This is a genomic window from Sphingomonas sp. NPDC079357, assembly GCF_044901155.1.
In the GTDB taxonomy this organism is placed as follows: domain Bacteria; phylum Pseudomonadota; class Alphaproteobacteria; order Sphingomonadales; family Sphingomonadaceae; genus Sphingomonas.
The window spans coordinates 46,553-67,928 of record NZ_JBJDOM010000008.1; the positions used below are offsets into that span (position 1 = coordinate 46,553).

General features: G+C 66.8%; 18 protein-coding genes and 1 tRNA gene. 7 read left to right on the top strand and 12 right to left on the bottom strand.

The window, feature by feature from the left end:
- Positions 1-20 precede the first annotated feature (20 nt).
- Positions 21-1,259 (top strand): cell wall hydrolase, encoded by a 1,239-nt coding sequence (locus ACI2JO_RS17490; protein WP_404721889.1) that lies wholly within the window; start codon positions 21-23, stop codon positions 1,257-1,259.
- Between the two features lie 401 nt (positions 1,260-1,660).
- On the opposite strand, the gene ACI2JO_RS17495 is transcribed toward ACI2JO_RS17490, so the two are convergent.
- From ACI2JO_RS17495 to ACI2JO_RS17505, 3 genes are all read right to left on the bottom strand, one after another.
- The gene (locus ACI2JO_RS17495) at positions 1,661-2,227 is read right to left on the bottom strand and encodes an FKBP-type peptidyl-prolyl cis-trans isomerase (RefSeq protein ID WP_404721890.1); all 567 of its coding nucleotides are present in this window, start codon (positions 2,225-2,227) and stop codon (positions 1,661-1,663) included.
- 103 nt (positions 2,228-2,330) lie between these two features.
- On the bottom strand, positions 2,331-2,537 hold the full coding sequence (gene rpsU, locus ACI2JO_RS17500) for a 30S ribosomal protein S21 (RefSeq protein WP_007404630.1): 207 nt from the start codon (positions 2,535-2,537) through the stop codon (positions 2,331-2,333).
- A 99-nt stretch (positions 2,538-2,636) separates the two neighbouring features.
- Positions 2,637-3,464 (bottom strand): carbon-nitrogen hydrolase family protein, encoded by an 828-nt coding sequence (locus ACI2JO_RS17505; protein WP_404721891.1) that lies wholly within the window; start codon positions 3,462-3,464, stop codon positions 2,637-2,639.
- Between the two features lie 119 nt (positions 3,465-3,583).
- On the opposite strand from ACI2JO_RS17505, the gene cysS reads away from it, so the two are divergent.
- From cysS to ACI2JO_RS17525, 4 genes are all read left to right on the top strand, one after another.
- Positions 3,584-5,014: a cysteine--tRNA ligase gene (gene cysS / locus ACI2JO_RS17510; RefSeq protein WP_404721892.1), complete on the top strand. Its 1,431-nt coding sequence runs from the start codon at positions 3,584-3,586 to the stop codon at positions 5,012-5,014.
- A gap of 22 nt (positions 5,015-5,036) precedes the next feature.
- Positions 5,037-5,816, top strand: a complete 780-nt coding sequence (locus tag ACI2JO_RS17515; protein WP_404721893.1) for an SDR family oxidoreductase — start codon at positions 5,037-5,039, stop codon at positions 5,814-5,816.
- Positions 5,817-5,876: 60 nt separating this feature from the next.
- Positions 5,877-7,253: a class II 3-deoxy-7-phosphoheptulonate synthase gene (locus ACI2JO_RS17520; RefSeq protein WP_404721894.1), complete on the top strand. Its 1,377-nt coding sequence runs from the start codon at positions 5,877-5,879 to the stop codon at positions 7,251-7,253.
- A 109-nt stretch (positions 7,254-7,362) separates the two neighbouring features.
- Positions 7,363-7,437 (top strand) — tRNA-Glu (locus tag ACI2JO_RS17525).
- Between the two features lie 257 nt (positions 7,438-7,694).
- Here ACI2JO_RS17525 and ACI2JO_RS17530 read toward each other — a convergent pair.
- The 3 genes from ACI2JO_RS17530 to recR all read right to left on the bottom strand — a co-directional run bounded on the left by ACI2JO_RS17530 (position 7,695) and on the right by recR (position 10,298).
- Entirely contained in the window at positions 7,695-9,074 is a 1,380-nt protein-coding gene (locus tag ACI2JO_RS17530; RefSeq protein WP_404721895.1) for a DNA recombination protein RmuC, read from the bottom strand.
- 65 nt (positions 9,075-9,139) lie between these two features.
- Complete coding sequence (def, locus tag ACI2JO_RS17535) at positions 9,140-9,670, bottom strand: peptide deformylase (protein ID WP_404721896.1); 531 nt, start codon at positions 9,668-9,670, stop codon at positions 9,140-9,142.
- A 31-nt stretch (positions 9,671-9,701) separates the two neighbouring features.
- Entirely contained in the window at positions 9,702-10,298 is a 597-nt protein-coding gene (gene recR, locus ACI2JO_RS17540) for a recombination mediator RecR (RefSeq protein ID WP_335308386.1), read from the bottom strand.
- Between the two features lie 52 nt (positions 10,299-10,350).
- Here recR and fmt point away from each other — a divergent pair, with 52 nt between their 5' ends.
- Both fmt and truA read left to right on the top strand, forming a co-directional pair.
- Positions 10,351-11,256: a methionyl-tRNA formyltransferase gene (gene fmt, locus ACI2JO_RS17545; RefSeq protein WP_404721897.1), complete on the top strand. Its 906-nt coding sequence runs from the start codon at positions 10,351-10,353 to the stop codon at positions 11,254-11,256.
- A complete protein-coding gene (gene truA, locus ACI2JO_RS17550; protein WP_404721898.1) occupies positions 11,253-12,044 on the top strand; it encodes a tRNA pseudouridine(38-40) synthase TruA in 792 nt (263 codons plus the stop codon). Before fmt ends, truA begins: the two co-directional genes overlap by 4 nt.
- Here the strand turns inward: truA and ACI2JO_RS17555 are convergent.
- The 6 genes from ACI2JO_RS17555 to ACI2JO_RS17580 all read right to left on the bottom strand — a co-directional run bounded on the left by ACI2JO_RS17555 (position 11,984) and on the right by ACI2JO_RS17580 (position 21,347).
- The gene (locus ACI2JO_RS17555) at positions 11,984-13,162 is read right to left on the bottom strand and encodes a class I SAM-dependent RNA methyltransferase (protein WP_404721899.1); all 1,179 of its coding nucleotides are present in this window, start codon (positions 13,160-13,162) and stop codon (positions 11,984-11,986) included. The two genes, truA and ACI2JO_RS17555, sit on opposite strands and share 61 nt — an antisense overlap.
- Positions 13,159-14,532: an NAD(P)H-hydrate dehydratase gene (locus ACI2JO_RS17560; protein ID WP_404721900.1), complete on the bottom strand. Its 1,374-nt coding sequence runs from the start codon at positions 14,530-14,532 to the stop codon at positions 13,159-13,161. Before ACI2JO_RS17560 ends, ACI2JO_RS17555 begins: the two co-directional genes overlap by 4 nt.
- A 169-nt stretch (positions 14,533-14,701) precedes the next feature.
- A complete protein-coding gene (gene ilvD / locus ACI2JO_RS17565; protein ID WP_404721901.1) occupies positions 14,702-16,423 on the bottom strand; it encodes a dihydroxy-acid dehydratase in 1,722 nt (573 codons plus the stop codon).
- Positions 16,424-16,473: 50 nt separating this feature from the next.
- Entirely contained in the window at positions 16,474-16,821 is a 348-nt protein-coding gene (locus ACI2JO_RS17570; RefSeq protein WP_404721902.1) for a response regulator, read from the bottom strand.
- Between the two features lie 42 nt (positions 16,822-16,863).
- Complete coding sequence (locus tag ACI2JO_RS17575; protein WP_404721903.1) at positions 16,864-19,281, bottom strand: ATP-binding protein; 2,418 nt, start codon at positions 19,279-19,281, stop codon at positions 16,864-16,866.
- Between the two features lie 17 nt (positions 19,282-19,298).
- Positions 19,299-21,347, bottom strand: coding sequence for a M13 family metallopeptidase (locus ACI2JO_RS17580; RefSeq protein ID WP_404721904.1), 2,049 nt, complete (start codon positions 21,345-21,347; stop codon positions 19,299-19,301).
- Positions 21,348-21,376: the final 29 nt, after the last annotated feature.

The window sequence follows — 21,376 nt, forward strand, 5'->3', positions numbered from 1 at the left end:
TGTCCGATCTGAGCTGGAGGTTGCGCGCGATCCTCGGCGGGATCGCAGCGTCGTCGCTCGTGGTGCCCGCGATTGTAGCAGGTCGGGCACCCGAGGTGCCGCGCGCGATCGCGGCGAAGGTGAAGCGACCACAGCGGGTGGTCGCTGCGACCGAAGTCCCGGTGGTTGAGCCCGTCGAGCTTCAGGATCTGACCCCTGAGGATGCGCGGGTCTTTAACGCGTCGATCCCGTTCGTGCGCGGCCCCCGCCCCGCTGCCCGCCCTTTCCTGTTCGCGGGTAACGACATGCAGCGCGCGCGCGCCACCGATTGCCTCGCCGCGGCGGCGTGGTACGAGGCTGGTGACGATCCGGTCGGGCAGCAGGCGGTCGTGCAGGTGGTGCTCAACCGGCTGCGTCATCCAGCGTTTCCGAAGACGATCTGTGGCGTGGTGTTCCAGGGGCAGGAACGCACCACCGGTTGCCAGTTCACCTTCGCCTGCGATGGCGCGCTGGCGCGGCATCCATCCGAACCGGCATGGGAGCGCGCCCGCCAGGTGGCGATCAAGGCCCTGAACGGCGCGGTCTTCGCCAAAGTCGGCTACGCCACGCATTACCACACCGACTGGGTGGTGCCGTATTGGAGCGCGAGCCTCGACAAGCTGGCCGAAGTGCATACCCATCTCTTCTTCCGTTGGACCGGCTGGTGGGGCACGCCCGCCGCCTTCCGCCGCACCGTATCTAGCGACGAACCGGTGATCGCCGTGCTCGGGAATATCTCGCCGGTTCATCGCCTTGGCGATGCGCTGGCGGAAGCCGCAACAGCGATCGCCGCTGCCACGCCGGGTGCAGCGATCGCCAGCCCGTTGGCCACCAATACGGTACCGGGCGAGCCCGACAGCTTCACGGCGCTCCTGCCGGACGGCGCGCCGGAGAATTACCCCGCGCTTGCCAAAACGGCATGCGGGACGCGGCCTAAGTGCAAGTTCCTTGGCTGGACCGACCGGACGATGCTGCCGGACGGCACCGCGATGACCCCCGCGCAAATGGCGGGCATGTCGTTCAGCTATCTGCGCGACCAAGGTGCGGGGCTGGAGCGCGAGCTATGGAATTGCCGCGAGTTTCCGCGCACGGGGCCGGGCTTGTGCATGCGGCGCCAAGTCGTGCCGGTAGCGACGTCGACCGGCGGCCCCGTTCTCCGCGGTCCTAGCGGCCTCGACGGAATTCGACGTCGCGAGGAGCCGGTCGCGACGCCCTCGCCCACGGCAACGAAGCTCCTTTGAGCGGGGTGGGCAGCGCATCGAGCGGCCCTTTGCCTAGGGGCCTAGGCTCCACCCGAGCGTGCCTTCCGACTTGTTCAGGAGACAGCGGCCGGCGGAGCGGGTCTGAACGCCGGAAGAAAGGCTTTGTCGCGAGCCTGTCAGCCTCTTTCCGATCTCGAGGAGACCACCTCGGCCGCCGCGATGGTCATTGCCAATCCAGTGAAGCAATCTAGGGCCGAGATAGGCACAGCGGGTTGCCTCGCTACCGTGCAATGACGAACGTGCTCCATGCCGTCCCGGCCGCCCCCGCGCCGCGCGGATCAGCATTCACCCTCGGTGTTCCTCGAATGGCGCCCAACTGACATACAAACGAAAAGGGCGACCCGCAGGTCGCCCTCACCTGTTCCCGGAGGAACCCCGTATCAACGCCCACCGGGCGCCGGCCCCGTGGGGACACCCGGTGCGCCGCCCGGGCCGCCCATCCCCGGCATACCGCCCATCATGCTCTGCTGCATTTGCAGCTGGCGGACGGTCGCCTCGGGCAGGAAGTCCTGCAGTTCAACGTCAAAGACAAGTGTTGAATTCGCAGGAATAGGACCATTGGCCCGCTCGCCATAGCCGAGTTCTGGCTTAATCCAGAATCGGTATTTCGCGCCCTTGTGCATCAGCTTCAGGCCTTCAGAGAAGCCCGGGACGACGCCTGCGACCGGCAGCGGCGTCGGCTGCTGCGACTTGTCGAACACGGTGCCGTCGACCAGCCGTCCCTCATAATTGATGAGTGCGATATCGGTGTTGGTCGGTGACGCCGCCTTGGTGTCCCCCGCCTTCAGCACTTGATAGCGCAGCCCCGACGGAGTCGTCATGATGCCGGTGCTGCCGGCACGCGCCAGCGCCACGCCTGCCACCAGAGCGATCAGCAATCCCGCCACCAGCCAAAGCACATAGGCGCGCCGGACAGGAGGGATTGGAACGGCGGTGACAGTCGACATCAGCGGGCAACCTCAGGCTTGCACGCGTCGCCGCGGCGACGCGCTAGCAGATACGGAGTGGACGTGGCGCCGCACCGGGCTGCACCACGTCCGACGCAGCGTCTTACCGCGCGCCGTCACGCTCCGCGCGCTTGCGCTCCAGCTTGCGCGCACGACGCACTGCCGCCGCACGCTCGCGCGCACGCTTCTCCGAGGGCTTCTCGTAGTGGCGGCGCAGCTTCATTTCGCGATACACGCCCTCACGCTGCAGCTTCTTCTTGAGCGCGCGAAGGGCTTGGTCAACATTGTTGTCGCGAACGATGATCTGCATTGGAACCTTCAACTCCGGATCAAACAGGTAATGCGGCGGCGAGCGAGGCTCGCGCCGAACACACCGGCCCTAGCAGCAAGTGCCCAGCCCCGCAAGCGTTCACGCGATCTTGATCGGGGCAGTGACGACCCGACGATGCTGGAGCGCCGGCACGCGGCTGCGCACTTCCTGCACGCGAGCGGCATCGATCTCGGCATAGCCGATACCCGGCGCCTCTCCCATATCGAGCAGCACCTCGCCCCATGGATCGACGACCAGCGAGTGGCCGTAGGTGGCGCGCCCATCCTCGTGGACGCCGGTCTGCGCGGCGGCAACGAGGTAGACCCCCGCCTCGATCGCGCGGGCACGCAGCAGGACGTGCCAATGCGCCGCACCGGTCGGCCGCGTGAAACTGGCCGGCACTGACAAAATTTGCGCGCCAGCGTCGGTCAGCGCCCGGTAGAGATCGGGAAAACGCATGTCGTAACAGATGGACAGGCCCATCGGCCCGAGCGGGGTGCCGACCACCACTGGCCGTTCGCCTGCAGCATAAGTCGCCGACTCGCGCCAGCTCTCTCCCGTAGGGAGGTCGACGTCGAACAGGTGCATCTTGTCGTAGCGCGCGCGAATGTTGCCGATGGCGTCGATCACAAAGCTACGATTGGCGAGCCGCCCGTCCGGCCGTCGCAACGCCAGCGACCCCAGGTGCACCCATACGCCTGCGCGCGCCGCGGCCTCGCGCACCGCCACCAAGACACGATCGTCACCCTCGCGCATGATCGCCGCGGCAGCACGTGCGCGGTCGCGGTCGAGCAGCCCCGACATTTCCGGCGTGAAGACCATCGCAGCCCCGGCACGGCCCGCCTCCGCAACCGCCGCAATCAAAGTGGCGGCATTCTGTGTAGGATCGATCCCGGTCGTGGGCTGAACGACGGCAATCTTCGTCACGCATGGCTCCTTGCTGCTGCTGGATGCGGAACAGCAAGCGCATCACCTGCGCAAGTGTTGCAACGTCGGAACGTCCACGGACAGTTGGCGGGGCGGGGCCAGCGGACTAAGAGCGCGACATGACCGGCGTTCCCCTGATCCTTTATAATAGCCTCTCGCGCATGCTCGAACCGTTCGAGCCGCTCGATCCGCGCAACGTTCGCATCTATTCGTGCGGTCCGACCGTCTATCATTATGCGCATGTCGGCAATCTGCGTGCCTATGTGTTCACCGACACACTTGGCAGGACGATCGCATCGAAGGGATGGCCGTTAACCCACGTCATCAACATCACTGACGTCGGACATCTGACCTCCGACGCGGACGCCGGCGATGACAAGATGGAGGCCGCCGCGCGGGCGAGCGGCCGCGATATCTGGGCGATTGCAAGATATTACACCGACGCGTTCAAGCAAAACCTCGTTGATCTGAATATCCGAACGCCAACGCACATGCCGCTCGCTACCGATCATGTCGCCGAGATGATTGCCTGGGGCGAGCAAATCGCCGCGCGACACTGTTATCAGCTTGATGACGGCCTGTATTTCGATACGACCACCGTGCCGGACTATGGTCGGCTGGCGGGTGCGGCAGATGATGCAGCCCACGCGCGGATCGAAACGGTCGCTGGCAAGCGGCATCCGCAGGATTTTGCGATCTGGCGTGCCACCCCGCCCGGCGAGACGCGCCAGATGGAGTGGGACTCGCCCTGGGGCCGCGGCGCACCGGGGTGGCATCTCGAATGCTCGGTGATGGCGGCAAAGTATCTCGGTCCGGCCTTCGACATCCATACCGGCGGGATCGACCATCGCGAAATTCACCATCCCAATGAAATCGCCCAGAATCAGGCGCATTGCGAATGTCCCGACACCGGCGCGACTTTCTGGATGCACAACAACTTCCTCGTCGATCGCACGGGAAAGATGAGCAAATCGTCGGGCGAGTTCCTGACGCTGGCGAGATTGGTCGAGCGGGGCTTCCATCCCCTCTCCTACCGCTTGATGTGTCTTCAGGCGCACTACCGCAGCGAGCTGGAATTCTCGTGGGAGAATCTGACCGCCGCGCAGGTCCGGCTGAAGCGCTGGGTTCATGCGATCGAGGGCCTGCGGAGCCGCGGCGTCGAGGACGGCGGTTCGCGTGCGCCCACATACGTCGCTCAATTGGACGCCGCGCTCAGCGACGATCTTGCAACACCGCGCGCGCTGCCGGTGCTGGACGCGCTGCTGGGAGACAAACAGTTATCGCCCGCCGATCGTCTGGCGACACTGCAAGCGTTCGACGATCTGCTCGGGCTCGATCTTGCGCGGCTCGACCGCGCGGCGTTGCGGGTCCGACCTGCCGACGCCACGATCGACGCGCCGGCGATCGAAGCACGGCTTGTCGAGCGTAAGGAAGCGCGCGCGGCCAAGGATTTCGCGCGATCGGACGCTATTCGTGACGAACTCGCCGCCAGCGGCGTGGAGGTGATGGACGGCGATCCACTCGGCTGGGACTGGAAGCTGCCGGGCTGACGATTAGGAAAGGACGGTCGACATGGATCTCGGGCTGAAAGGGCGGACGGCGATTGTTTGCGCATCGAGCCACGGGCTTGGCCGGGCCTGCGCCACCGCCTTGGCGCAGGCTGGATGTACTGTGATCCTGAACGGACGCGACAGCGCGGCGCTCGACGACACCGCCGCCGCGCTCCGATCGGATGGCGCGATCGTGCGAACGGTCGCGGGCGATATCGGCGACGAGCAGGTCCAGCGGGCGCTGATCGACGCTGCCGACGGGCAGGTCGACATCCTCGTCAACAACAACGGCGGTCCACCGCTGCGCGATTTCCGCGCGCTCGACGCCGACGCCATCCACGCCGGTGTCGACGCCAACATGGTCACCCCGATTCGACTGGTGCAAAAGGTGATCGACGGCATGATCGAACGCCGCTTCGGGCGGATCGTGTGCATTACCTCGGGATCGGTGAAGGCGCCGCTCCCGGGGCTCGATCTGTCGAGCGGCGCGCGGGTCGGGCTTACCGGCTTCCTCGCCGGCGTCGCGCGGCAGGTCGCGCACGCCAACGTCACGATCAACTTCCTGCTGCCCGGGTTGTTCGACACGCGACGGCTGGCGGGCGTGCACGCCTTCAACGCGGAAAAGAACGGCGTTTCGGTCGAGCACGCCGCCGCGACTGCGCGCGACCGAATTCCTGCCAAGCGCTTTGGCGAGCCGCACGAGTTCGGTAATGTCTGCGCCTTCCTCTGCGCCGCCTCATCTGGCTTCATCACCGGACAAAGCCTGCTTATCGACGGCGGAGCCTATCCGGGGATATTGTAAAGAGGAAGTTGATTGCGGCCCGTCGGCGGTTGGTTCAAGGCGCGGGCGTTATTTGGAAGGATGAATACCATGGCCACATGGGCCCCGCATAGCTGGACGAATGCCGAAGCGCGCCAGCTTCCCGTCTATCCCGATGCCGCTGCACTGGATGATGCGACGCGGCGGCTGGCCTCGTTTCCGCCGCTGGTCTTTGCCGGGGAAGCGCGCAACCTGACCGCCGATCTCGCCAAGGTTGCGGAAGGAAAGGCGTTTCTTCTGCAGGGCGGCGATTGCGCCGAGAGCTTTGCGGAGTTTCATCCCAACAACATTCGCGACACGTTCCGCGTCATCCTGCAGATGGCGGTAGTGCTCACCTTCGCCTCGAAGCTGCCGGTGGTGAAAGTCGGCCGCATGGCCGGGCAGTTCGCCAAGCCACGCTCGGCCAATACCGAGACGATCGATGGGGTCGAACTGCCCAGCTACCGCGGCGACAACGTCAACGACATTGCGTTCACCGCGGAGTCGCGCGTGCCGGATCCGGAGCGGATGATCCGCTCCTATGCGCAATCGGCGGCGACACTGAACCTGCTGCGCGCCTTCGCGCAGGGCGGCTATGCGAACCTGCACCAGGTGCACCGCTGGACCCACGATTTCATGGGCCGCAGTCCGTGGGCGAAGAAATATGCCGAAACCGCCGACCGCATCGGCGAGGCACTCGACTTCATGGAGGCCTGCGGAATCAGCCCCGACACGGTTCCTCAGCTATCCCAGACGACCTTCTACACCAGCCACGAGGCGCTGCTGCTGCCGTTCGAAGAGGCGTTGACCCGACAGGATTCGCTGACCGGCGACTGGTACGACACGTCGGCGCATTTCCTGTGGATCGGCGACCGCACCCGCTTCGACGGCTCGGCCCACGTCGAGTTCCTGCGCGGGATCGGCAACCCGATTGGCATCAAGTGCGGCCCATCCCTTGAGCCGGATGCGTTGCTGCGCATGCTCGACACGCTCAACCCGCAGCGCGTTCCAGGACGGATGACGCTCATCACTCGCTATGGCTACGACCAGATCGAGGCGCATCTGCCGCGGCTCGTTCGCGCGGTGAAGCGCGAGGGACATCCGGTGGTGTGGAGTTGCGACCCGATGCACGGCAACACCGTCAAGGCAACCAGCGGCTACAAGACGCGACCGTTTGACCGCATCCTCGCCGAAGTGCGGGGCTTCTTCGCGGTGCACCGCGCCGAGGGCACGCATGCGGGCGGCATTCATGCCGAGATGACCGGGCAGAACGTGACCGAATGCACCGGCGGTGCGATCGACGTGACCGAACAGAGCTTGGCCGATCGTTACCACACGCACTGCGACCCACGTCTGAATGCCGGACAGAGCCTCGAACTGGCCTTCCTGCTGGCTGAGATGCTGAACACGGAGATGGCGGAGCGTCGCAAGGCGGCGTGAGGTCCGGATGCGCCGGCGACAGTCGCCGGCGCATCTTTTTGGCGGATGGCACGAAAGTCGCTTGACGCCCTCAACCCTGCAGCCTAACAGCGCGCCTCACACCGCGTACGGCCCCTTCGTCTAGCGGTTAGGACGTCGCCCTCTCACGGCGAAAACACGAGTTCGATTCTCGTAGGGGTCACCATTTCGGCTTGAGAGCCGGAACTGTTGCGAACCGGATGAAGCTCGGAAGCTTCGTTTCAGCGGTGTGTATCTCCATCTGAAATTTAGCCTCATCCGTCGAACGGTTGATTGTTTCTTCGGTGCTAGGACTTGCTCTCGGTAGCGGCGGCGATGGTCGAGGCTCTCAAGTCCGTTTGCGACGCGGGTGACTGACAGGAGATGGGCGTGGCTCGGAGCTGTAGTCAGGCGCTAACGAGCGCCTACACCCTTTCGATGGGGCTATTCCGCTGCATCTTCCACCGCGACGAGCTTGGTCAAGGGACGTGCGGCCTGTTCGCCGACAGGCAATGTCTCGATCGTCTTGTTACCGGTGTCGATGTTGAGCGACTCGAAACGGCGAGCGCTGGTCAGCACCTGACTTTCGAGGCTGCCGACGAAGCTGTTGTACGCCCCCATCGCAGTGTCGAGGTTCTTGCCGAGCCGCGCAACATGCCCGCCCATCACCGCCAGCCGTTGATAGAGTTCCTTGCCGAGCGCGCCGATCTCCTGCGCCTCGCGTGCCAGCTTTTCCTGCCGCCACACCGCCGAGACGGTGCGCGCAATGGCGATCAGGTTGGTCGGCGTCGCGAGCAGCACGCGGCGCTCGAACGCATAATCCCAGAGGCCGGCGTCATGTTCGAGCGCGGCGGAAAGAAAGTGCTCGCCGGGGACGAACATCACGACATACTCGGGCGCGTCATCGAACTGCGTCCAATAGGCCTTGGCGCCCAGCGCGTTGACGTGCGCGCGCATTGAGGCGGCGTGCGCGGCAAGCCCGAGTTGCCGCTCAGCCTCGTCGACCGCACCGAACGCGTCCTGATAGGCGTTGAGCGACACCTTGGCGTCGACGATCAGCGACTTGCCGCCAGGCACGCGGACGATTGCATCCGGGCGAAGCCGCGCGCCTTCGTCGCCAGTGACACTCACTTCCATGCGAAAATCGGTGTGCTCGGCGAGCCCGCACGATTCGAGGACGTTGCGGAGCTGCTGCTCGCCCCAGCGCCCGCGCGCCTTAGGGGCGTTACGGAGCGCGTTGACCAACTTGGCCGCCTCTCCCGAGACGCGCTCCTGCCCGGCGCGCATCGCCTCAATTTGACCGCGCAGCTCGCCGAACGCATCGCGGCGCTCGGCCTCGATCTTCGCGACACCCTCCTCGTAGCGGAGCAGGCGGTCGTTGACCGGCTGAAGCAGCGCACGAAGCCCCTGCCCCGATTGCTCCTCCGCCTGGCGGAAGCGCGCTTCGGCGCGTTCGAGAAATTGCTTCTGCGCGTCGCCAAGCGCGTTTTGTGCAACCTCGCGGAAGCGCAGGCTCATTTCGTCGGCGGCCGCGCGCAGATCGGTGATGCGTTGCTCGGCGGCACGGCCCTCCGCCTCCAGCCGCGAAACCTGCAATCGCGCTGCCTCGCGCTCGTCGCGCGCCTGTGTCAGTTCGGTGCGGAGCGTCTCAGCGGCGCGGGCGCGTTCCTCGGCACTCGCCAAGTCGGTGATCGCGCGCTTGAACTGCTCGACCTGCGCGTCGCGTTCGCGGCGGAAGCCATCAGCCTCGCGGCGGCCCGCCAGCCAACCAAGCAGGGCGCCGAGCGCGAGTGCGATCAGCGCGACGAGGACATATTCGATCATGCCCGGAACATAGATCGAACGACCGGGCGGCGACAACCGTTAATTGCCGCGCTGGCCGCTCGCGATCAGCCGCGACGGAGCTTGTCGAGCTTCTTGAGCAGCATCCCGCGCTTCAGCCGCGAAATATGGTCGATGAACAGCACGCCGTTCAGATGATCGATCTCGTGCTGCATACATGTCGACATCAAGCCATCGAACTCGGCTTCCTGCCGCGCGCCCTCGGTGTCGAGCCATGTCACGCGGCAGCGCGTCGGCCGCGTGACCTCGGCATATTGCTCGGGGATCGACAGGCAGCCTTCGTTGTAGCTGGAGGTTTCCTCGCTAAGCCACGTTAGTTCGGGGTTGATGAAGGCGCGTGGGTCGCGTGCCGCTTCGCGCGGCTCGCCTTCTTCCAGCTCGCGCTCCTGCAGGTCGATGACGACGATCCGCTGCATGATGCCGACCTGCACCGCCGCCAACCCGATGCCATGCGCATCGTACATGGTCTCGAACATATCGGCGACGGTTGCGCGGACGGTATCGTTCACCTCCGCAACGGCTTCTGCTGTCTCGCGCAGGCGCGCATCGGGGACTTCTACGATCGGGAGAATGGCCATGGCGCGGGGCTAGAAGCGCGTCGCCGGCCCGTCAAGCGACCGGGCGCCGTGCGCGCAGCGCCTGTGCGAGCGTCCCTTCGTCGAGATAGTCGAGCTCACCGCCAACCGGCAGGCCGTGCGCCAGCTGCGTGAGCCGAACCGGATAGCGTTCCAGCCGCTCGGCGAGATAATGCGCGGTGGTCTGCCCCTCCAGCGTGGCATTCATCGCCAGCACTACCTCGTCAACCGCGCCACCGGCGACGCGCGCGATCAGCCCCTCGATCGCAAGGTCCTCCGGACGAACGCCCTCCAGCGCCGACAACCGTCCACCAAGCACATGGAAGCGGCCGGGAAAAAGTCTGCCGCGTTCCAGCGCCCACAGGTCGCTGACATCCTCGACCACGCACAGGCTCCGCGGATCGCGGCGCGGGTCGGCGCAGATCTGGCACGGGTCGCTGGTATCGACATTGCCGCAAATTCCGCAGGTTGCGAGGCGTTCCTCCACCGCCGTCAACGCCGCGCGCAACGGCGCAAGCGACGCCTCGCGACGCTTCAGCAGGTGGAGCACCGCGCGTCGCGCCGAGCGCGGGCCGAAACCGGGGAGCCGCGCCAGCGCGCTCGTCAGCGCCTCGATCTCGGGGGATGCCATGCGGAACAGATAGGGGGTTGCGCGCCGCGCCGCCAGCGTGTCGAGAGGAGCGATGCGGATCATCTTCATGGGAACCCCGGCGTTCGCAGTGCCGACGTTGGAAGCTTTGGTGACGGAAGGGCATGACGTCGTGGCAGCGTACTGCCAGCCGCCGCGACCGGGCGGCCGGCGTGGGCGCGAGCTGGTGCGCTCGCCGGTGCATGTCCGGGCCGAGGCGCTGGGTGTGCCGGTGCTGACGCCGGTGACGCTGCGCGACGCCGAAGCGCAGTCGACGTTCGCGGCGCATGAGGCCGACGTGGCGGTCGTTGCGGCTTACGGACTGATTCTGCCACGTGCCGTGCTGGACGCCCCGCAGCTGGGATGCCTCAACGTCCATGGTTCGCTACTGCCGCGCTGGCGTGGAGCGGCACCGGTGCAGCGGGCGATCCTTGCCGGCGATGTGGAGACCGGAGTCGGGATCATGCAGATGGAGACCGGGCTGGATACTGGGCCGGTGCGGCTGGAGGGGCGGACCTCGATCGATGGCAAGAACGCCGGACAAGTGACTGACGAACTTGCGCTGATGGGTGCGCGGTTGATGGTGGAGGTGTTGCTCGACCCTGACGCCTACCCGCCCGTCGCGCAGCCGACGGAAGGCATCACCTATGCCGAGAAGATCCGCAAGGACGAGGCGCGGATCGACTTCGGTGGCGACGCCGCGCAGATCGTGCGGCAGGTCGCGGCCTTTTGTCCGGTGCCCGGCGCGTTCTTCGAGCATCAGGGTGAACGGGTGAAGGTGCTCGAAGCCGTGCGGGCGGAGCGTTACGGGCCGCCGGGTGAGGTGCTCGACGACACGCTGACGATCGCGTGTGGCAACGCGGCGATCCGGCCGACGCGGGTTCAGCGCGCCGGACGCGGCGTGATGAGCGTGGCGGAGTTATTGCGCGGTTTTCCGGTTCCGGTCGGCACACGGCTGTGACGCGCTATGCGCTGACCGTCGAGTTCGACGGCCGGCCGTTCATGGGCTGGCAGCGGCAGGCGCATGGGCCGAGCGTGCAGCAGGCGATCGAAGATGCGGCGCTCGCGGTGACCGGCGAGCAGGTCGTCGTACATTGCGCCGGGCGTACCGATGCCGGCGTGCACGGACTGGGGATGCGCGCGCATCTGGACATCGCCAAGCCGATCGGTGCGTTTCGCCTGAGCGAAGCGCTCAACGCGCGACTGCGGCCAACGCCGGTCGCGATCCTCGATTGCGTCGAAGTGCCGGAGGATTTTCATGCGCGTTTTTCGTGCCTTGCAAGGTCTTATGAATATCGGATCGTAAACCGTCGTTCGCCGTTGACCGTCGAGAAAGGGCTGGCGTGGCAGATCCCGCAGCCGCTCGACGCAGCGGCGATGCACGCGGCGGCGCAGCGGCTGGTCGGCGCGCATGACTTCACCACCTTCCGCTCGGCGCATTGCCAGGCGGCGAGCCCGCTTAAGTCGATCGACTGGTTCGAGGTGACGCGCGATGGCGAGCGAGTGATCGCGCGGGTCGAGGCACGGTCTTTTCTCCACCATCAGGTGCGCTCTATGGTCGGCTGCCTCGCGCTGGTCGGGATGGGCCGGTGGTCGATCGACAATCTTGTCGACGCGTTGCGCGCTGCCGATCGCGGGCGGCTTGGGCTCAACGCGCCGCCCGACGGGCTGTTCTTCGTGAAGGCGCTCTACGACGGCGACCGGCTGAAGCGCGACGCCAGCTCAACGTGCGTCGACCAGCGGAACTGACCAACCGGCTGTACCCAATCGAGCGTATAGCCGGCTTTGCACAATTCCTGCGCATCACGCGCGAAGCTGCTAGGATTGCAGGATATATAGCCGATCGTCGCCACCTTTGAAGCGGCGAGATGCACCACCTGCTCGCGTGCCCCGGCCCGCGGCGGGTCGAGGATGACCGCGTTGAAGCGGTCGAGTTCGGCTGTGGTCAGCGGACGGCGGAACAGGTCGCGATGCTCGGTGAACACCGGTCGCTGCGCTCGTCCGGCCGCGGCCTTGAGCGCCATGATCGCGTCGCGTGCACCTTCCGCGGCATAGACGCGTGCGTCGAGCGACAGCGCGAAGGTGCCGAGCCCGGCGAACAGATCAGCGACGATCCGCGCGCCCTGCACCGCCTCGCGCGCTGCCGCGACCAGCGCCGCCTCGCCCTCGACGGTCGCTTGCAGGAACGCGCCCGGTGGCAGCGGCACCGCGACGCCGCCGAGCGTGATCGACACCGGCTCCGGCTCCCAACGCACCTCCGGACCCATGCCATCGTCCAACGCGACGCGCGCGACGCCGTTCGCCTGCGCGAAGGCGGTGAGGGCATCGTGATGTGCAAGCCCCTCCGGCGCGACGCCCTTCACCAGCACGTCGACCCCCTGATCGGCGAGCGTGAGATGAACGTCGAGCCGGCGCTTCGCCTTGAAGGTTGGGAGCAGGCGCTTGAGCGGACGGACCAGCGTGAACAGCGCGGGCGCGAGCACATGGCATTCGTGAAGATCAACGATTTGGTGGCTGCGCTCGGCGGTGAAGCCGATCCGGCCCGATGGCTCGACATGCAGTGAGGCGCGGCGGCGCGTGCGCGGCGGCGAAAGCGCGGGCGCGCGGATCGGGGCATCCACGCCCTGCGCGTCGAGTGCGCCGGCGATGCGATCGGTGATGAACGCCGACCAGCTTTCGTCGTCGAGATGCTGGAGCTGGCAACCGCCGCATTCGGGATAATGGCGGCACGGCGGGGCGCTGTGATGCGGGCCGGGAACGATCGTGCCCTCCGCGGTCAGCGTGTCACCGGGGGCGGCGAGCGCGACATGGCGGCCGTCGCTGGCGATGCCTTCGCCGCGCGCGGCGACGCGGACGATCGTGGTCATGCGCGGGCTCCGGAAAGTGCGATAGCGAGATCGTCGGCGATGAAGGCGGGGCCGAGCCGGCGGGCGGCCTCGGCGTGAAGCCAGACACCCGCCGCGGCGGCGTCGAGCGGCGTCCGGCCGGCGGCGAGCATCGCGGCGATCGCGCCGGCCAGCACATCGCCGCTGCCGGCGGTCGACAGCCACGAGGTCGCCGCGCCGGCAATGATCGCGTGACCGTCAGGGGCGACGATGACGGTATCGGGACCCTTGAAGACAATCGTCGCTTGCGCGCGGACTGCGACGTCGCGCGCGGCGGCGAGCTTGCTGCCGGCCGGCGCGCCGAACAATGCGGCGAACTCGCCCGCGTGCGGCGTGAGGATCAGCGGCGCGCTTCGCGCGCGCACCCGTTCGGGAGTGACGAGGTGGAGCGCGTCGCCGTCGACGACCAGCGGATGGTCGGTGGCGAGCGCCTGTTCGAGCAGCGCGCGCGCGTCGTCGTCGCGGCCGAGCCCGGGGCCGATCAGCACGGCACCGACGCGCTGATCGGCGAGCGCCTCGGCATCGAGGCGCCGGCGGACCAGCGCGTGCGGCGCGCCGGGGATCGTGGCGCCGAGCAATTCGACATAGCCCGCCCCCGCGTGCATCGCCGCGCTGGCGGCGAGTTGCGCCGCGCCAGCCATCCGCCCGCGCACCACCGCCACCATCCCGCGCGTGAACTTGTGCGCGTCCGCCGGCGGAGCGGAGAGATCGGGGCGTGCGAGGACCTGCGTGGCGCTGTCGGTCGCGATGCCGATCGGGACGATCCGCACCGTGCCGCAGCGCGCGGCGGCGGGCTGGAGCAAATGGGCGGGCTTCGCCGCGCCGAGTGCGAGCGTGACATGGAAGGCGGGCACGTCGCCGAAAACAGCGCCGTCGTCGGTGGCGACACCGCTCGGCACATCGACGGCAATGGTGAGATTTGCGAATCGTGACAGCCGATCGAGCGCCGACCCTGTCTCGGCGTCGAGCGCGCGCGACAGGCCGGTGCCGAACAGCGCGTCGACCAGCACCGGCGCGGCCGCGGCGGAGGCGAGCGGCTCGACCGTGCCGGTCCATAAGGCGCGCGCGGCGATCGCGGCGGGGGTGCGGGGTTCGGACGAGGCGGCGACTCGCACCGAGCGGCCGGCGGCATGAAGCCGGGCGGCGGCGACATAGCCATCACCACCGTTGTTGCCGGGGCCGCACAGGATCAGCACGTCGTTGACGCCGGCGAGCCGCCGCACCGCGTCCGCGACCCCTGCCCCGGCGCGCTGCATCAGCGTGTCGACACTGGTGCCGGCGGCGATGGCGGCATCTTCCGCCGCGCGCATCTCGGCGGCGGTGAGCACGGGCGTTCCGGCGATCGGGATCATCCACGCCGCCTACCCGCTGCGGCCGGCGGCGTGAAGTGGTTCGTTTGAAGCGGCAGGCTCGTTCGAACAGTAGCGGCTGCTGGATCAGCCGTCATTGCGAGCGGAGCGCCATAATACCGCGTTTCGCGCGACGCCCTGGATTACGTTGCTCCACTCGCGATGACGAAACTTAGATATCCGCGAAGACGTGCCGTTCCGCCTTGGCACCGGGGTGCGTCACCGCGCCCTTGTACGCCGGGCCGACGTTCTGCGCGTACCGCCACAGGGCTCCGGCGCCATAGTCGTTCTCTCGCGCCTGCCAGCGCGCGCGGCGCTCAGCGAGCAGTGCCTCGTCGACGAGCAGGTCGATCGTCCCCGCCTCGGCGTCGATACGGATCGGGTCGCCGTCTTCGACCAGTGCGATCGGACCGCCGTCGGCGGCCTCCGGCCCGACATGGCCGATGCAGAAGCCGCGCGTCCCGCCCGAGAAGCGCCCGTCGGTGATCAGCGCGACCTTCTCGCCCATGCCGAGCCCGTAGAGCGCGGCGGTGGTGGAGAGCATCTCGCGCATCCCCGGCCCGCCCTTCGGGCCTTCGTAGCGGATGATGATGACCTCGCCCTCGTTGATCTGCCGCGCCTCGACCGCGGCGAAGGCCTCCTCCTCGCAGTCGAAGCAACGCGCCGGTCCCTCGAACTGCAGGCGGTGCATGCCGGCGACCTTGACGATCGCGCCGTCCGGGGCGAGCGAGCCGCGCAGGCCGACGACGCCGCCGGTCGGGGTGATCGGGGTCGCCACGTCGTAGATGACCTTCTGGTCGGGGTTCCAGGTCACCTCGTCGATGTTCTCGCCGAGCGTCTTGCCGGTCACGGTCAGGCACTCGCCGTCGAGCAACCCACCGGCGAGCATCGTCTTCATCAGCATGTACACGCCGCCGGCCTCGTACATATCCTTAGCGACATACTTTCCGCCCGGCTTGAGGTCGGCGATGTAAGGCGTTGATTTGAAGGCTTCGGCGACGTCGAACAGGTCGAAGTCGATCCCGGCCTCGCTCGCCATCGCTGGCAGGTGAAGCGCAGCGTTGGTCGAGCCGCCGGTCGCCGCCACGACGCGCGCGGCGTTGATGAAGGCGCTGCGTGTGCAGATGTCGCGCGGGCGCAGGTTGCGCGCGACCAACTCCATCACCTGCGCGCCGGCCGCGACGGCGATCTGCTCGCGCGTGGTGAACGGCGCCGGAACCATGTTGCTGTTGGGGAGCGACAGGCCGATCGCCTCGCCGACGCACGCCATCGTGTTGGCGGTGAACTGTCCGCCGCATGCACCGTGACCGGGGCACGCCACCTTCTCCAGCTCGTGCACCTCAGAGAGCGGGCATGCGCCCGCCGCATATTTGCCGACGACCTCGAAGACGTCGACGACGGTTACGTCGCGATCGTGGAAACGGCCGGGCAGGATCGAGCCGCCATAGACGAAGATCGACGGCACGTTGAGCCGGAGCATGGCCATCATCATCCCGGGCAACGACTTGTCGCACCCGGCGAAGCCGACGAGCGCGTCATAGCAATGGCCGCGCACCGACAGCTCGACCGAATCGGCGATCACCTCGCGGCTGACCAGCGAGGACTTCATCCCCTGGTGCCCCATCGCGATCCCGTCAGTGACGGTGATCGTGTTGAAGCGGCGCGGCATACCCCCGCCCTGCTCGACGCCGCGCCGCGCGGCATCAGCCTGCGCATTGAGCGTGGTGTTGCACGGCGCGCTGTCGTTACCAGCCGAGGCGAGCGCGACGAACGGGCGGGCGATCTCCTCTTCTGAGAGGCCCATCGCGTAATAATAGCTGCGGTGCGGCGCGCGTTCGGGGCCGACCGACACGTGGCGGCTCGGCAGGCGGGACTTGTCGAAGGTATGGGTCATGATGCGCACGCCTATGTCGCCGAAGACGGGCGTTGCGCAAGTATTATGCGTCAGGCGAGTTCGCTGAGCGCCTTGTCGACGCCGTCGATCGTGAACGGCTTGGCGAGGCGCGGACGGGCGCGGTGCGTCGGTGCGATCTCCTCCCCGCCGCCGCCCGTAGCGAACACGAAGGGGATGTTGCGCTCCGCCAACGCATCGGCGATCGCAAAGCTCTTCTCACCGCCACGCAGGTTGACGTCGAGGATCGCAGCGTCGAAGCCGCCCGCCTCGACCATCGGCAACGCCGAGGCGACGCTGTCGGCGGTGCCCGCATGGGCCTTGTCGAGCGCATCGAGAAAATCCTCAAGCATCATCGCGATTAACGGTTCGTCTTCGACCAAAAGCACACGCATCGTCATAGCAAAACGCCATAGCGCGCTCGCGCGTGCGCGCAACCGCTGTCAGGTGCCGCCACGGGACGCCTCCTCCTGCGCGACCAGCGCGTCGCGGGTCGCCTCGGCAAGCTGCTGAACAGAGAAGGGCTTCGGGAGAAAGGCAACGTTGTCCAGGTCGATCGAGCGCCGCAATTGCTCCTCGGCATAGCCCGACATGAACAGGATCGGGATACCGGGGTGAATCTTGCGGAGCTGACGCGCGAGCGTCGGGCCGTCCATCAACGGCATCATCACGTCCGAGATTACCAGCGCCGGACGGTCGACACCCTGCATCAGCTCCATTGCCGCCTCGCCATTCTCGGCGGCGAGAACGGTATAACCCTGCCGCGCCAGCGCGCGTTCGGCAACCGCGCGGACCATGTCCTCGTCCTCCACAAGCAGGATCGTGCCACTGCCCCACAGATCGCCTGAACGATGCCGTGCCGCCTGCTTTGCCTGTGCCGCTACGGTTACGGCATCGGCAACTCCCGCGGTATGAACCGGCAGATAGATCGTGAAGGTCGCGCCGCGTCCCGGTCGCGAGTCGGCGAAGATGAAGCCGCCCGATTGCTTCACGATTCCATAGACGGTGGAAAGCCCCAGACCGGTCCCCTTTCCCACCTCCTTGGTGGTAAAGAACGGCTCGAAGATCTTGGGCAATACGTCGGGCGGAATACCCGTCCCGGTGTCGGAGATCTCAAGCGCAGTATAGTCGCCAGTCGGAACGATGTCACCACGACGACGTATCTCGGCGATCGGCACCGCACGGGTCTGAATCGTCAGCTTGCCGCTGTTCCCGGTGCTGAGCATCGCATCGCGCGCGTTCACTGCGAGATTGACGACGACTTGCTCAAGCTGCCCGGGATCGGCGCGCACCGGACCGAGATCGCGACCGTGTTTGACCTCCATGGTCACCGTCTCACCCATCAGGCGGCGGAGCAGGTTTGAGACCTCGGAGACGACGTCGGGCAACTGCAACACTTGCGGGCGCAGAGTCTGCTGGCGTGAAAACGCGAGCAACTGCCGCGTCAAACTGGCGGCGCGGTTCGAATTGGCGCGAATTTGCTGAATGTCGTCGTAGTCGCTGTCGCCCGGGGAGTGGCGCATAAGCATCAGATCGCAGTGGCCGATGATCGCGGTAAGTATGTTGTTGAAATCGTGCGCCACACCGCCGGCGAGCTGCCCGACCGCCTGCATCTTCGTCGCCTGCGCCACCTCGCGCTTCAGACGATTTTCCTCTCCATTATCCTTGAGGCTGAGCAGCACCGCCGCATCGCCCAAACCACGCGCGGCGGCGATCGACAGTGCCACCGGCTCATCGGGATGATCCTTGAGGCGAACGGCGAGATCGGTTGAGCGCGCGGAGGTGCTCGCGAAGCGTCGTATCGCATCGGCGACCGCGCTCTTGTCCTCCCGTACCACCAGATCACCGGGGTAGATCGGCGGCGCGGCAGCGTTCACGTTCGCGGCGCGCGCAAACGCGCTGTTCATCTGAAGGAAGCGCCCCTCGCGATCGACCAGCGCGACCCCGAACGGCATCAGCATGAGCAGCGCCTCGATCCCATCGCCCGTCCCGCCACCGATCGCAGGGTCGCTGTCGACGAGTGCCACCAGGATCGGTGCATCAGGATCGTCGGCCAGCGGGATCTGGATCAGCCGCAGCGGGTTTGCGGCATTCCCCTCCGCGACGAACCGCACCAGCCCGGCCTGATCCTCGGCGAGAAATCGCGCAAGATCCTCGCCGATGATCGGCTGATCGACAGACGCGGCAGCGCGCGTCTTGAGCACCGCGTTGGCGGAAATGACATAGCCCTCGGCGGTGATGAGCGCCGCCATCACTCCGGCGGCGCCGAGTTGCGCGCCGAGCACGCCGTCAAGCGCTTCCATCAGCCGGGCGGGCAGCCCCGGTGACACCGTACGGCCGGCGAAGCGCCACACCAGCACGTCCTGCTGCTGTCCGGCACGGGTAATCGTCGCCTCGATCGCGCCCACGGCGCCTTTCAGTGTCACCCGCGCCGCTCCGTCGCGCCATGCGGTGCGGCCCGCAACCTCCAGTTCACCGGCACCGTCACCCGCCAACGGCAACGACGGCGGGGTTGGGAAGCCGGCGAAAAGCTGCTCGTAATGATCGTTGGCGCAAACCAGACGCCCGCCACGATCGGTGATCGCAACGCCGTCCGGGCTCGATTCGGCCATCACGCGGAGCAATTCCCAATCATACGCGACCGAGACGGCGCCGTTGGTGCCACGCCGCAGCCGAAGGATCGAGATCCCCGCTCCGGCCAGCACCAGCGCCGCCGCCAGGAAGCCGCCGGCGACCGTGGCGTCGCCAACCAGCCACAGGATCAGCGCGGCGGCTGCCATCCCGGCGACCCCCGCGATCGCCAGCGCGGCAACTCCGCCGTCGAGCCACCGGCGTTTTCTCTCGATCGTGGCGAGCCGCATCACCGTCGTTCAGCCGATCACCAGATTCGTACCCGCGCGTCAGGCGCGAGATAAAGCTTCTGACCGGGCTGCGGATTATAGGCGGAGTACCATGGGTCCATGTTACGAACGATATTGCCGCGCTGCTCTGAGGGCGCGTGCGGATCGGTGAGCAGGCGCTGCCGGAGGTTCGCCTCGCGATAGTTGCGCCGCCATACCTGCGCCCAGCCTAGATAGAAGCGCTGGTCGCCAGTGAAGCCGTCGATCACAGGCGCGGGCTTGCCGCCTAGTGTCGCCACATAGGCGTCGTGCGCGGCAGCGAGCCCGGCGAGGTCGGCGCTATTCTCGCCGAGCGTCAACTCGCCCTTCACGTGCATCCCCGGTAGCGGCGCATAGGCGTCATATTGTTTGACCAGACGCTCGCTCAGCACCTTGAACTTCTGCACATCCCCGTCAGTCCACCACTGCGTCAGCCGGCCCTTGCTGTCGTATTTCGCGCCCTGGTCGTCAAAATGGTGGCTGATCTCATGGCCGATCACCGCCCCGATCCCGCCGTAGTTCACCGCCGGGTCGGCCTTGGGATCGAAAAACGGCGGCTGGAGGATCGCAGCGGGGAAGGTAATTGCGACCAAGCCGAAATTGGCCTGCGCGTTCACCGTCATCGGAGCCATGCCCCATTCCCAGCGGTAGATCGGTTTGCCGAGCTTGGTAACGTTGTAATCATGCCGCCACTGATTGGCGCGCAGCATGTTGCCGAACGCATCGTTGGCGCGGACGTCGAGGTTCGAATAATCGCGCCACTGGTCGGGATAGCCGATCCGCGGGGTGAAGGCGGCGAGCTTGGCCAGCGCCTTCTGCTTCGTCTCGGGCGCCATCCAGTCGAGCTTCTCGACGCGGCGGCCGAGCGCGGCGAGCACGTTCTTGACCATCTCGTCCGCCGCCGCCTTGGTCTCGGGCGGGAAATAGCGCGCGACATAGACCTTGCTGACCTCGTCGGTCAGCGCCTCCGAGGTGAACGCGACACCGCGCTTCCACCGCTCGCGCTGCTGCGGCGTACCGCTCAGGACGGTGCCGTTGAACGCGAAGCTCTCGGCGTCAATCGCCTTGGGCAGCACGTCGGCGAAGCCGTCTAGGCTCCGCACCAGCAACTGGTCGCGCAGCACCGCGATCGGCGTGGCGGCGATCAGCTTCGCGGTGCCGGCAATCGCGGTCGGCTGCGCGACGATCAACGTCGGCGCGCTCGCCTTCTCCGCCTTCAGGAACGTCGCGAAGTCGAAGCCGGGCGCGCTCTGGCGCAACTGCTCCAGCGTCATCTTGTTATAGGTCTTGTCGGCGTCGCGGCTGTCGATGCGGGTCCAGTGAACGCGCGCCAGCTCCGTTTCGAACGCCACCAGCGCGGCGGCGCGCGCCTCGCCGTTCGGCTCGCCCGCCAGCGTCAGCAGCTTGGCGAGGTGCGCCTGATACGCGGCCTTGGTCTGCATCAACTTGGCGTCGGTCGACAGATAGTAATCGCGATCGGGCATCCCCAGCCCGTTCTGCATCAGGTTGACCGCATAGGTGTCCGGATCCTTGTCGTCCTGTCCGACGTAAAGGCCGAACGGAATATCGACGCCGTTGCGATCGGCCTCGGCGAGCAGCGCGGGATAGCCGGCCTTGTCAACCTTGCGGATCTTGGCGAGCCACGGCTGGATCGGCGTCAGTCCGGCATTTTCGATGGCATCGGTGTCGAGGAAGGCGGCATAGGCGGCGCCGATCTTCGAGCGTGGGTCGCTCTTCGCCGCCTCGAGAATCGAACGCGTGCGCTCGCGCGACAGGTCCTGCAACACGTTAAACGCGCCATAGTTCGATTCGTCGGCGGGTATCGCGGTGTTCTTCGCCCAGGTGCCGTTCGCAAAGCCGTAGAAATCGTCACCCGGTTGCACGCCACGATCCATGCCTGCGGCGTCGAAGCCGAAGGTACCGTAGGTTGGGCGATCGGCTGTGGGAGCCGCGGCGCTCGCCGGAGCAGCCTGCTGGGCGGATTGCGCAACGAGCGCGGCAGGAACGAGTGCGAACAGCGATGAAACGGTGATGGTTACCAAACGCATTTACCAGGCATCCTTCGGGAAAGCCGCTG